At 57.4% G+C, this 11,196-nt stretch carries 14 protein-coding genes and 4 pseudogenes; 11 read left to right on the top strand and 7 right to left on the bottom strand.

From position 1 onward, the window contains the following. Both HJB91_RS29820 and HJB91_RS30990 read left to right on the top strand, forming a co-directional pair. A partial coding sequence (locus HJB91_RS29820; protein ID WP_221156832.1) for a thiamine phosphate synthase occupies positions 1-368 on the top strand: 368 nt, incomplete at its 5' end. A 59-nt stretch (positions 369-427) separates the two neighbouring features. Continuing rightward, positions 428-614 (top strand): annotated as a pseudogene (locus HJB91_RS30990) (cold-shock protein); the annotation flags it as partial. 161 nt (positions 615-775) lie between these two features. Here HJB91_RS30990 and HJB91_RS29810 read toward each other — a convergent pair. From HJB91_RS29810 to HJB91_RS29780, 7 genes are all read right to left on the bottom strand, one after another. Then, positions 776-1,087 carry a hypothetical protein gene (locus tag HJB91_RS29810; RefSeq protein ID WP_183698236.1) on the bottom strand — a complete coding sequence of 104 codons (312 nt, stop codon included), beginning with the start codon at positions 1,085-1,087 and terminating at the stop codon, positions 776-778. Between the two features lie 301 nt (positions 1,088-1,388). Beyond that, complete coding sequence (locus tag HJB91_RS29805; RefSeq protein ID WP_210633787.1) at positions 1,389-1,697, bottom strand: hypothetical protein; 309 nt, start codon at positions 1,695-1,697, stop codon at positions 1,389-1,391. Positions 1,698-2,146: 449 nt separating this feature from the next. After that, the gene (locus HJB91_RS29800; protein ID WP_247241825.1) at positions 2,147-2,590 is read right to left on the bottom strand and encodes a hypothetical protein; all 444 of its coding nucleotides are present in this window, start codon (positions 2,588-2,590) and stop codon (positions 2,147-2,149) included. Positions 2,591-3,279: 689 nt separating this feature from the next. Continuing rightward, positions 3,280-3,495: a DUF982 domain-containing protein gene (locus tag HJB91_RS29795; RefSeq protein ID WP_282615142.1), complete on the bottom strand. Its 216-nt coding sequence runs from the start codon at positions 3,493-3,495 to the stop codon at positions 3,280-3,282. 1,517 nt (positions 3,496-5,012) lie between these two features. After that, entirely contained in the window at positions 5,013-5,279 is a 267-nt protein-coding gene (locus HJB91_RS29790; protein ID WP_210633786.1) for a BON domain-containing protein, read from the bottom strand. 39 nt (positions 5,280-5,318) lie between these two features. Next, on the bottom strand, positions 5,319-5,585 hold the full coding sequence (locus HJB91_RS29785) for a DUF1488 domain-containing protein (protein WP_097599671.1): 267 nt from the start codon (positions 5,583-5,585) through the stop codon (positions 5,319-5,321). Positions 5,586-6,211: 626 nt separating this feature from the next. After that, positions 6,212-6,985, bottom strand: coding sequence for a hypothetical protein (locus tag HJB91_RS29780; RefSeq protein WP_210633785.1), 774 nt, complete (start codon positions 6,983-6,985; stop codon positions 6,212-6,214). A gap of 650 nt (positions 6,986-7,635) precedes the next feature. Between HJB91_RS29780 and HJB91_RS29775 the strand changes: the two genes are divergently transcribed. The 9 genes and pseudogenes from HJB91_RS29775 to HJB91_RS29735 all read left to right on the top strand — a co-directional run. Beyond that, positions 7,636-7,902 carry a hypothetical protein gene (locus tag HJB91_RS29775; RefSeq protein WP_247241824.1) on the top strand — a complete coding sequence of 89 codons (267 nt, stop codon included), beginning with the start codon at positions 7,636-7,638 and terminating at the stop codon, positions 7,900-7,902. Further along, positions 7,899-8,171 carry a hypothetical protein gene (locus HJB91_RS29770; RefSeq protein ID WP_221147815.1) on the top strand — a complete coding sequence of 91 codons (273 nt, stop codon included), beginning with the start codon at positions 7,899-7,901 and terminating at the stop codon, positions 8,169-8,171. The genes HJB91_RS29775 and HJB91_RS29770 overlap by 4 nt, the downstream gene beginning before the upstream one ends. 200 nt (positions 8,172-8,371) lie before the next feature. After that, a complete protein-coding gene (locus HJB91_RS29765; RefSeq protein WP_210633800.1) occupies positions 8,372-8,581 on the top strand; it encodes a cold-shock protein in 210 nt (69 codons plus the stop codon). A 168-nt stretch (positions 8,582-8,749) separates the two neighbouring features. Continuing rightward, positions 8,750-9,121, top strand: coding sequence for a DUF6481 family protein (locus HJB91_RS29760; protein ID WP_221156830.1), 372 nt, complete (start codon positions 8,750-8,752; stop codon positions 9,119-9,121). A gap of 65 nt (positions 9,122-9,186) precedes the next feature. Continuing rightward, complete coding sequence (locus tag HJB91_RS29755) at positions 9,187-10,251, top strand: fatty acid desaturase (RefSeq protein ID WP_221156836.1); 1,065 nt, start codon at positions 9,187-9,189, stop codon at positions 10,249-10,251. A 62-nt stretch (positions 10,252-10,313) separates the two neighbouring features. After that, the gene (locus tag HJB91_RS29750) at positions 10,314-10,601 is read left to right on the top strand and encodes a hypothetical protein (protein ID WP_176536298.1); all 288 of its coding nucleotides are present in this window, start codon (positions 10,314-10,316) and stop codon (positions 10,599-10,601) included. A 30-nt stretch (positions 10,602-10,631) separates the two neighbouring features. Further along, positions 10,632-10,935 (top strand): annotated as a pseudogene (locus tag HJB91_RS29745) (GSU2403 family nucleotidyltransferase fold protein); the annotation flags it as partial. Continuing rightward, positions 10,928-11,038: pseudogene (locus tag HJB91_RS29740) on the top strand (thiazole synthase); the annotation flags it as partial. The pseudogenes HJB91_RS29745 and HJB91_RS29740, both read left to right, overlap by 8 nt. Next, a pseudogene (locus tag HJB91_RS29735) lies at positions 11,035-11,196 on the top strand (thiamine phosphate synthase); the annotation flags it as partial. The pseudogenes HJB91_RS29740 and HJB91_RS29735, both read left to right, overlap by 4 nt.

Genomic DNA, 11,196 nt, shown 5'->3' with positions numbered 1-11,196 from the left:
TGGCCGCTGATAGAAATGCCATTCGTCGCGCCGGCATGAAGCTCGGCCTTTCCACCCACGACATATCGGAGCTGGAGACGGCGCTGGCGGCCGAGCCGGATTATGTTGCGCTCGGGCCGGTCTGGCCCACGATCCTCAAGGCGATGAAATGGGCGCCGCAAGGCGTCGAACGCCTTGCTGACTGGCGACAGCGCGTCGGGATGATTCCGCTTGTCGCGATTGGCGGGATCACCGCCGAACGGGCGCCGCTGGTATTGGAAAAGGGCGCCCACAGTGCCGCCGTGGTCACCGATATTACCCGCAACCCGGATCCCGAGGCCCGCACGCTGCAGTGGCTGGCCGCGACCGCGCCATGGCGGCGCGCATGAGGGATGAAGGGTTATTCCCGCCGGAACGCGGGATCCTGCCGGCGCGGGGGTGTTGTCATATAATCAACGCCGGTTCGGATCTGTTCAATTCCACTAAGGACCTTGGTTTCATTCAGCCTGACAACGGCGGCGGGGACGCGTTCGTCCATATTTCTGCCGTGGAACGCGCTGGCATGCGCGAAATCGTTCAAAGGCCAGAAGAACGGCTACGACTTGGAGCATGACGACAAGTCCGGCAAGATGTCGGTCTGGCAATCTTCAGTCTGCTTGAAGGGGTACAGACGAGTGGACGGAGGTCCGTCAAGGACCGCGCCAGGAATTTTTTCGACGACCCAGCTGACATCGTTTGCATATGCCGAGCCTGAGACCGCCCGTGGGGCTACCCTTTCAGGTAAGTGAGAGCGTACTCAATCCTCAACGTGTTGCGTTTTGCGGGACCAAGGGAAAGAAGTCACCAGTTTCTGCACAACGGGCGTATGTTCACTCGGTACTTCCTGCTCAGCTGATCCAGCATCGTGCAATGCCTCGCGAAGAGCCTGACCTTGCGGATGATCGCCGAAGTGCTCCAGAAAGCTCGAAATCGGCCATCTCGTCACAGTGCCGCCGGAGGCATCGTTGGCGCGATGGATGACAGTATGCTGGTCCGCTGTTTCGTTATGTTCGAGATACCATTTGTCTCCGTTTGGACTGGCCGCAAATTCGTTTGGTGCTTCTGGCATTCTAGCCTCCTCTGACGGTGCCCATTATTGTGCCGCTTCCCGGCGGGCTGTTGCGCATTATGGTTTCGCAAGCGCAGCAGCAAGGTCTTGAGTGAACGGCTTGGACCGCCGGCGCAATCCCGCGCCGTGTGCACTTTCGCTGCAGGTAGTTCATGGCACGGAGAGTCAACGACTTCCTGCGCCTCCGACGCTTGCGCCGAGGGCGATGAGAAGCTCTCTAGCTGTTCGAACGGCTCCGGCATGCAACCGTCCATCCCGTTGGTAAGGGCTTCGTCGAATGAGCTTTGCGAGAACGTTCTGTTCAGGCGCCGGTAGGCGACCTAACTTCAATGGCTGAACGGATACCCTGCATCCGCTTGCGATTTTTTTCGAACTCGGCGGATGATTTCGAGGGCAGTGGTGTTTTTCCGAAGTGCCGGCTGAGTTCGATAGAGAGGGCGGCGGGCGAGGTCATTCCGTCGTGATAAAGCTTGAACAGCAGTCTGACGGCAACGTTGTAATATTTCGGGTCTGCAAGGCTACTTGTGCAATCATATCCGGCGTCGTCAAGGACGCCCTGCAATACAGCCAGGTCAGAGGTCCGCACAGACATGTTGAGATTGGAAGACATGCTGTCCTCCTTCAATTTGGGGCGAAGGCAGAAACCGACCTCCACGCAGTAGCGCCCTGAGAAACAGCTACTGAAGACCTACCATGCGCCTAATCGATACGGCTGGCAAACTGAATATTGTGGGATGGGCAGAAAGCGGTCAGACCTGTGCGTCCCAATGTGGTGATTTTTCGCAATCATCTCTTTCCAGGTTCAATCATCAGGGCCAAAAGGACGTAAAAGGACCGTCCGAACTCCGAATGAAGTCGGTGAACCGGAAATCGCTTGATCACCTCTTTCCGAGCTGGAGCAATGCGACATCACGCCTGCGACGGCATGATCGCTGCAGGTCTTTGCAACATACCACTGGGCAGAATTTCAGCATCACCAAAGACTAAGAGGGGCTGGGCTTTCGACCACCGAGCCTGATCGCCAATCCGGCATTCCTTGCTCAATTGCCTCGCGGGTCATCAATTCTTCTTGTCCGCAGGCGCGTCCACATCTCGCGTGGCGCCCCCTTCGTTTTCCCATGATGCCAAAGCCTCAGGATCGGCATGCAGCTTCCGCCGTCTCGAAGAGGGGTAGGCGGGCGCGGGAATCGTCGCCGCCTTGATGCGCCTTATCACCATCACCTCTTCGTGATGGTCGCCATGTTCTGAAGCAACGAGATCTATCGTCGCGTAGTCCGCGCGCTTGAGGATGGACCGGAGCCGCCAATTCTCGTCGCGTTTCGTCGGAGTTCCGGTTGTGATGATTACTACCATAACCAGCCTCTCAAAATTAAACTGATGATGACGGCGAAGCTCGCCAGGATGGAAGCCCTGAATAAGAAGTCGCCGTAAGCCGCCATATATGAAGAGCGATTGAAGGTGGAAGACATCTTGTCCTCCCTTGATTGGGGCGAAGGGAGCCACCCCTTGATCGGCAGCGCCCGTTTCATTGGCTGTCGATATGCAAATAATGCGCCTCTATTGCGCTTTATCCAAGGCAAATGCGACGAACGCAGCGCCAGGCGACAATATTATTTTTCGTGCGGGCTACTCGGTCACGGGGCGAGAGGCGCGGGCTCTCCTCGGCTCGTTCAGTGATGACAACTCACCTGGCCGCGATAGTCCCGAGGCGGTCCGGAATTGAATCCTACTCTCGCCCGCCTGTATGATATAGTCCCTCATGACCTATTCCCCGAAGGACCTGGAACTCGCGCGACGGCAAGTGATCATCGACCGGCAGATGATTTGCGCTCAGCAGAGTCTGATCGACGGAATGCTGACGCGAGGCGAGCCCGCCGGGGCTGGCCCGCGAAAGGCTGGTCAAGTTGACAGAGGATCTACGCACGCATTGCTTCCATCAGGATCTGATTCAGGCGTCGATCCAATTGGAGCGCTGAGCCGGCGCGCTCGGGGCGGTCGACGGGTTTCCCCCCTTTTCCACTCCGCAGTCTTTTCGTCAGGTTCCTCGGCACGCCTCTTTTCGACGCCGCCCAAGCCACGCAGTGGCCGGGCTTTGCACTTACCATTGCGGCCTTCCTGACCTGCCTCGGACGCCACCTCCAGGTGGTTCTGACCCGAAGACGAGCAAATTGGCAGTCCTTTTAAGTCAAGAGCTAGGCGATCCGAACCACGACTCGCGCGTCAAAAGCTGCCGCAAGGAATGCGGACTGGGCTTCCCCTTCGGTTACTATGCCCTCTACCGTGCCCGCACAGGCCTCCATTGCCATAAAGAAAGCGCTACCGCTCGTCACCGGCCAATTCTTAAAAAGCATGTCAAGGGCTTCATCTGCGGACGCAATAATATGCCGCACCTGATTGCGTTCAACCACTAAGAGCAGCCACGCCGACGTCGACACACAGTCTCCGATTCCACATTTGAGAAATAGTGGATCTCACAGTTAGCCGGAGTACGGCATGAGGGAGAAAAGTTCCTCACCCGTGCAATCCACACCCCCAACCCCCGCCTTGACGCATTGTTCCATGCTATCGCCCTATACATTGGGAGGGCCGGGGAGTCCTACGGTTGTCGGAGGTTTATCGGGCAGGCCGTCCCTGAATGGAGGCGCGTGTCCGCTCAAAGCTTGGCGGAGACTTCGACGATATTGGCTCGCCAAAACACCTTTCCAGCTCCCTGGAAAGGTCGTCGGCAGAGGTCATCCCATATTGGAAACGTTGGATAAGCAACTTAGCTGCCGCGTTGTATCGCTCAGGATGGGCGACGCTTCTGGTTGAATTGTATCCAGCCGCATCCAAGACGCCTTGCAGCATTATGAGGTCTCTGGAATTTAAGATATGGACGTGTTCGGAAGACATTTCCGGTCCTCCTTCCATTTGGGGCGAGGGCTGAAAGCCCTGATGCAGCAGCGCCCGTAACATTGGCTGCTGACGAGGTGACCATGCCTGAGCGCAGCTCCGGATGCAATGTGAATCACGCAATTTGAATTTTTATAAGATATCTTTAACAAAACCGAAAATTGCGGTTGCGTTTCATGCAGCGAGTGCCTATATGCCTCTCATCGGCATTGCTGATGAGCGCTGGAAAGCATCTGTCGCTCGCAATTGCCGCAGTCGCTTTCTGCTTTTGACCACGGATGTACTGGCATTGGTATGGGTAGCGATGTGAGGAAGGTCGGTGCGGTTTCGCCCCGGCCTTTTTTGTTGGCCGGCTCGCTGGCCGAGAACTTCGTTTAAACACAATGGCGGCTCAGGTTGCCACATCGAGTTTGCTAGTCGAGCTTCGTTTCGCGCCACTTGGCGTCAAGCAGACCTTTCCTCTCAAAATCGATCTTTGTCTTCCGGGCGCCGTCCGGCAGCGATCACTCATGCGACGAATAGGAATTTAAATGAGCAAAACCAATGCCGCTGAGATCCAGCGCAGAACCCAACGCCAGGCCGCGAACACGAGCGGTGGCGGGCACCTGGGGGGAACAAACTTCGGGCAAGCTCCCGACGCCAAGACCGCAGGCGGAACAGGTGCCAAATCCCGTCCTAGTGGTGGACGCAAATAGACGTCTGATAGTAGCAACTCGGAAGGCTCGCTTTGAGAAACTGAAGCGAGCCCACTTTTCGAAGCAGCCAACTGTAATTCCTGCGGTATCGCGTTCGCCGCGGCAAGATCCTGGCAGATTTACGCTCGGCGGGCAAGAATCTCGATGAGCGAGCCTTGCGGGAACGCATGGAGGCTTTGAGCGTCGCCGCCATGCAGGACCTCGTCCGCCAACCGCCTCTGTGATCGGGAGATCCATCTGCGGTTAACGGAAACCCGGCAGCGTGCCGGGCTTGCTCCCAGTCAGGGCGGGAACACGGCGCGGATGCGCGCCGATGGAAATAGTGCCATGGGTTCGCCTCACAAATCCGGCGACAGCTCATTATGAACCTTGTGCACACCCTTCGTTCTCAGCGTAATCTCCTCCGCCCACAACACCTCCGCTTGCACATGCACCCACCCGGCCAGCGTGATATCGCTGCCGCGTGCGGTGACGAAGATATAGCTGGAGTCGAGATCGCTGGAATCGGCAAGCGCGCTGTAGACCGCCGATTCAAGATCGTCCTGGTCGGGATGGCGGGTTGCTACGCGGCTCGCGACGCTGAGATGTTTTCTGTCGACTGACATCGTTTCGCCTCCTGCGCGGCCCTTTTCGGGTGTAATAGGCTATCGGCGGATATCCCGCGCCGTCAGGGTATGTCGGTCCTTGCAGCCGCGGCCGTAGGCATGGGTGGCCGCATCCAGAATGGCCTCGCGCGCCATATCAAAGGCTCTCAAGCACTCGTCTTCGGAGCGGGCGGCCTGGCTTGCGGTCCGCAAGGCATTGGCTTCAATCAAAAACCGCACCTCGAACATGCCGTCATATCCGGAGAAGCGAACGGCATTGCGGCTCTCGTCGAAACTGCGGCTTCTATTGGGAAAGGTCAGTGTCACGCATTTCTCTCCCGGAGGGGTTGGTCATGCCAAGTCAAACTGGACTGTCGCAAAGTATGCCATTGAACTTCCGCCGGGCTCGCTGAGGCGCGGCAGGGCTGGTCAGGTTGCCGCTGTGCTACAGATGCAGGAGACCTTCCTCCTGTCCGGCTTCCTGCTGTCGGGGTGCCGGAATCCCGGAACGACGGCTGCTCCTTCGCAGCTCCGGTCCTAGGAAATATGGGGCGCGGCCCTCGAATTGCAATGTAGGGTCAGAGGAGAGTTCGTGGCTGGCTGGAATCTGTCGTCTGCGCTTGAGGAGGGCTGCGACGAGAGCATCGCGTTCGGGCCGAACGGGGCAGGTTATGAAACCTTTCTACGGCGTCCGCGTTTCGCACCATCGATCCCCATTTGGTCTGATCGAAAACTCCTGCAGACGGTTCATCGTGATACCCGCTGTTATGATGACGATATAGTGTCGGAATTGGAAGTTTTCATTTACGCGCTGACAGTAATCTCGTCGCTCTTCTGGAGTTTCCGTCTTAGGCGCCCAGCCGTTTGCTTTCCGATAGAAAAAACAAGCAGAGTGAAAAATCATCAGCTATTTAGACGGCGAGGGAGGCACCGAGGTAGACTTCAGCTGATTGTCATTCGATCATGCAGGCACCACCGCGAAGCTGGTACGGACGATTACAGTCCCATCCGTTGCCCGTCGAGTTAAGATGTGCGTTTTCGGGAAGCTTGAGCTGCAGGCATTGATTGCCCCTCGGCTCGAAGCCGCGGTCGCACTTCCATTTCAGTCCGTGGGGCGCGTCGACGAAGATGGCATTCTCCGGAACCTCGACAGCGACACACGTCTGATCCTTGTTTTCAAAGCCTCTATCACACCTCCACTCATTTCCGGCGGATGTCAGATATGAGTGGGCGGGGAGTTCGAGCTTGAGACATGCTTGTTGTAGCGCGCGATAACCTCTTTCGCATTCCCAGCCGGATCCTGTGGTATTATCGGACAGGAATGCTTTCTCCGGGACTTTGATAGGGTCGCAACCCACATTGGTTTGACGGTATCCACGCAGGCATCTCCAGCGATCGCCGAAATATGGGTCGAGATATGCATTGTCCGGAATTTGGACGGTGAGGCACTGGTTCCCCTTCTCCAGAAAGCCGTAATGGCAATCCCAGCCCTTGCCAAAGGAGGAGTTCGTCAGAAACGCGTTGTCGGGAAGCTTCACCTTAAAGCAGGCGTCATCCTGCCTTCGAAAACCGCGATTGCATTCCCAGCCGAGGCCATAGCGGCTTGCCTGGGCATTTTCAGGCACCGACCTTGAGGTCTGGCCGAGCGCCGAGGAGCTGAGTCCCGATGCAGAATGCAGGGGGATGGTCATCATCAGGGCCAGCGCCCTGTAATATGATTGGCGCATAAGTTGTCTCCAAAGGCCTGCATCTGCGATCTCCTGGTCGTAATTCCAAGATATAACGCTGAAGGGCAGTAAAGAGGGAAGGACAGATACCGTGCGACGCTACCAGAGCCTTGGCTCTTTCTCGGGAGCTTTCTCAGGAAAAATGGGCGCGCCGGCCCACATCCCGCGACCGACAGGTGACGAGCCATGAAGCTGTCCTCTGTTGCGGACCATGGGAAAGGTCCTATGCACTTTCCGATTGCCTGGTTTGCGCTTGCTTTCGCCGTTGGCGTTCAGGAGCATTTTCTGGAAGTAGAGCAGGAAGCAGGCATGCGAGGATCGGGACGTCATCGCGTCCTCCTCTTGTCGGGGCTAGGGCGCGCTCTTGTCCCTCAGGCGGCAGCGCCCTGACCAGTTGCAGCCGACATCGCACCCTGGACTTCATTTCCGCCTTTGGCAAGCAAGCTTTTGCTATTCATGTGGTGCCTTGAATGAGGCTGATTGAAACCTTACATACAGGGCACGTTTTCAGCCTTTCGGCTACCTGATCCTCCCGGCTGCGTCGGTTGCTTGGCAAACCCTGATTTTGCGAACGTTGCGAACTCCGCCATACTGGCTGGAGCGGTTTGTTCCGGATGTATTCGTCCCGCAGCCGCACTGAGGATGCCATAATGACCAACACCACCCGCCATGCCGCCGAAAGCATGTTCAAGCGCTCCAAGCCAGAACAAGGATCGGATGCAGCAAAGCTGCAGGATTTCCTCAGCAGGCAAGCTCTCCGGAGGCGCGCGACGAAGCTTGCCGAGATGCAGCAGCGTCTCGAAAAACGGAGTGCTGGACCGGTTGGACTGACTTCTTCTTCCGTTAATACCGCAACATGGGACGGCAAAGAACGACTGTTCTCGGCGATCGCTCAAGCCGCAAGGATTAGGTTATGACCGTTTTCGACTATAGTGCCGGCGCGGGGCTTTACCCGTGCAAGACAATCAACAGAAGAGGCCGCCTCGGCTACAAGAGGTTCGATTCCGTCGCCGAGGCTCTTCGCTTTGCGATCGAGGACATGCCGGCCTCTCTCCTCGGTGGATCCGTGCTCGAAGTCGAGGAGGCGCGCTTCGATGGTTTGCAGATGCGCAAACTCTATGAAGCCGAGGCTTATCCGCTGACGCGCCGTCGACCTGAAACGTATCACGCGGAATTGCCCGCCTAAGTGGAAATGGCGAGAAGCTGAAAACAAAAGGTTGACTGGGAAGGATCTCCAGTCTATCCCTGCACATATCGATACTTTGTTTGCCGATATTTGTTTGGCTGCGCTCTGCGCCTCTTGATCAACTCTCCCTTCAAAAGTCGAAAACACCGCCGCGCGTCGCTCGGCGGGCCGTCAAATTTATGCCGATGAAAGGGTTAATCATGACCACTGGCACAGTAAAATGGTTCAACGCCACCAAAGGCTTTGGCTTCATCCAGCCTGACGACGGGAGCGCCGACGTCTTCGTTCACATCTCTGCCGTTGAACGCGCGGGAATGAGTTCAATCGCTGAAGGCCAGAAGCTCGGCTTTCAATTGGAGCATGACCGCAAGTCCGGCAAAATGTCTGCAGGCCAGCTCCAACCGGCCTAAAAAGCTCCTATAGTCGCTGCGACCACGGATGTACTGGCGTGGCTGCCAAGGATAGTTGAAGGCCAGGCAGATGTCTGGCCTTTTTCATTCAACAAGTGAACAGCGCCCGACCGCTCGTACGACTTGAAGCGTAGCGGCCTAGGCTATCCTGTTGGGCAAGGACATCGATTGAAACACCCAAGCGACAACAGCTTTTCAGAACGTCGTAAGTCCGCCGAAAGCGCCAGACGTCAGCTGATTGCAAAATTTGAGTCGGCTCCGAAGCCGACCGACCCTGTAATGCAAGAACGGTTGGCGGCAATTGCTTCGGCCAGGACCGCGCGTCGCGCCGAGCGCGATGCGATGAAGGCGGCGGAAAATGACCGCCTCCTTCAGGAAGCTGCCGCATTAGCCGATGTTGCCGAGGCTCATCAAAGAGCAGAGGCGGAGGCTCGCCAATTGGAAGCCAATAACCGAATCGCACGTGTCGTCGCCGATGAAGCGGCACGCAAGGCCGAGCGCGACCGGCGCTATGCCGCACGTAAGGCTCGTCGCGCTTGACGGATGAACATCCGACCGTGGCACCTGCCAATTTGCATCGTCGTCCCAAAGAAATCAGAAAACCTATGAGAAGCCAAGCCGGCCAGTTGCACGAGCCGTTTGAAGACTCCGCCGGTGCGTGGCTGAAGATCCTCGCGAAATACCGGCAACCGAGCTTTTGGCGCAGCGCGTTCGAGTTGTCTGTGACAGCTGTCCCCTTCGCGCTGCTATGGGTCGGCGCATATGCCTCTTTGCTGCAAGACTTTTGGCCCGGCTACATACTGATCCTGCCAGCCGCCGCCTTCCTGCTCCGGTTATTCATGATCCAGCACGATTGCGGGCACGGTTCATTCTTCGCCCGGCGAAAGCTGGATACGTGGACAGGACGGGCACTCGGCGTTTTGACCCTAACGCCGTACGATTATTGGCGGCAAACACATGCGGAACATCATGCATCTGCGGGCAATCTTGATAAACGTGGCATCGGCGACATCACGACCTTGACGCTCGAGGAATATCGCGCCCGTTCTCGAACCGGACGACTCGCCTACCGACTTTACAGGCATCCGATCGTCATGTTCGGCATTGGACCCGCCTGGCTCTTTATCTTCAAGCAACGCCTGCCGATCGGGATGATGCAGGCGGGAGCCTTGCCTTGGGTTTCCACGATGGCCACGAATGTAGCGATCGCGATCGTAGTCGGCCTGTTAATGTGGACGATTGGGCCTATCCCCCTCCTGCTGGTGCATCTGCCGATCGTTTTGCTGGCAGGGGCAGCCGGCGTCTGGCTATTTTATGTCCAACATCAGTTCGAGGAAACGCACTGGTCGAAGACCGGAGAATGGAAATTTCCGCGGGCCGCTCTTCACGGCGCGTCACATTATGATCTTCCGCTCGTGCTTCGATGGCTGACCGGGAATATCGGTATCCACCACATCCACCACCTTTCAAGCCGCATTCCGTATTACCGGCTTCCGGAAGTCCTGCGCAATCACCCCGAGTTGGTGGCTATCGGCCGCGTCACCCTTCGGCAAAGCCTCGAATGTGTCCGGCTTGCTTTGTGGGATGAAGAGAGCGGCAGGCTCATCTCCTTCCGAGAGGCCGAGAGCCTCGGCCCATCGATATCTGACCGCTTTATGCGGATCGTTTGAATAGCATGTAAGGATCCAAGATGAGTACGACCGCCAAAACAAGTCCCAATACGGCCGCTTTGATGGTCACTTTGACGCCTCCCCAGATCAGAGGCTTGAAACTTGCAAGGGATGGGGACCTGTACCTTCAGGAGAGCAAGAAGTGGACGCATCTCAATGCGACGATTACCTTCGCCAAAGCCGATCGCTTTCAGGAGCGGCCGATCGCAATCAAGTTCGCAACAACGGCGACGGTAGGCGAATTGAGAATCAGCGGTCTTCTCAAGACCCTCGATCCCGACGCCGACCCAGCCATCTCGCCGCACGGCATCACGATGGCCGGAAAGATGTGGCTGCTGAAGCATAAATAAATCCGGTCAGTTGCAGCGCCCGCGACAGCAGAAACCGTCAGGACAATGCTGCTCCACCGGAGCGGTGTCCCAGTCGTCGTCCCTGATCCACTCCGGCATGCGGTCCACAAGCTCATAGTCGCCAGCCGCCGACACACTGACGGGCAGGGGTGGCGAGCGCGAGAAGGACGTTCGTCAACCTGCGCTGCTCTTTGAAGCCCTGCAGCAGACAAGGCGATCTGCCGACTTGGCGCTCGTCTACAACGAAGCATCGGAGCGCGGTCTTGCGTGGCAACAAAATATTCGAGCCCGGGTAGGAATGCTGGCGGCAAAAGATGCCGTGCGGCTTCGCGCTTGCCATCGATGCCGGCCGCCTGGCGCATGGGGCCATACCGCTGGAGCCACGCGACGTCGCCGTCCCATCCACTCCCGTCATCGGCAAGGCAGTCTTTTCATGAAGCTAGACCCCTTCTATCTCATCGTCGACAACGCCGAATGGGTCGAGCGTCTCGTGCCACTCGGCGTCAAACTCGTCCAGCTGCGCATCAAGGATTGCCCGGACTCCGTGCTTCGCGAGCAGATCCGGCGTTCGAAGGCTGCCTGCGCGGCCGCGGGT

Origin of the sequence: Rhizobium sp. NLR10b, from assembly GCF_019685435.1 — a bacterium.
Taxonomy (GTDB): Bacteria; Pseudomonadota; Alphaproteobacteria; order Rhizobiales; family Rhizobiaceae; genus Rhizobium.
Note: the sequence above shows the minus strand (reverse complement) of the source record. Positions and strands in the feature narration are given on the sequence as shown.

Coding starts and splice junctions, on each gene's coding strand:
- HJB91_RS29810 (WP_183698236.1), bottom strand. CDS start 1,087: ATGCCAGAAGCACCAAACGAATTTGCGGCCAGTCCAAACGGAGACAAA.
- HJB91_RS29805 (WP_210633787.1), bottom strand. CDS start 1,697: ATGTCTTCCAATCTCAACATGTCTGTGCGGACCTCTGACCTGGCTGTA.
- HJB91_RS29790 (WP_210633786.1), bottom strand. CDS start 5,279: ATGTCAGTCGACAGAAAACATCTCAGCGTCGCGAGCCGCGTAGCAACC.
- HJB91_RS29780 (WP_210633785.1), bottom strand. CDS start 6,985: ATGCGCCAATCATATTACAGGGCGCTGGCCCTGATGATGACCATCCCC.
- HJB91_RS29775 (WP_247241824.1), top strand. CDS start 7,636: ATGACCAACACCACCCGCCATGCCGCCGAAAGCATGTTCAAGCGCTCC.
- HJB91_RS29770 (WP_221147815.1), top strand. CDS start 7,899: ATGACCGTTTTCGACTATAGTGCCGGCGCGGGGCTTTACCCGTGCAAG.
- HJB91_RS29765 (WP_210633800.1), top strand. CDS start 8,372: ATGACCACTGGCACAGTAAAATGGTTCAACGCCACCAAAGGCTTTGGC.
- HJB91_RS29755 (WP_221156836.1), top strand. CDS start 9,187: ATGAGAAGCCAAGCCGGCCAGTTGCACGAGCCGTTTGAAGACTCCGCC.
- HJB91_RS29750 (WP_176536298.1), top strand. CDS start 10,314: ATGGTCACTTTGACGCCTCCCCAGATCAGAGGCTTGAAACTTGCAAGG.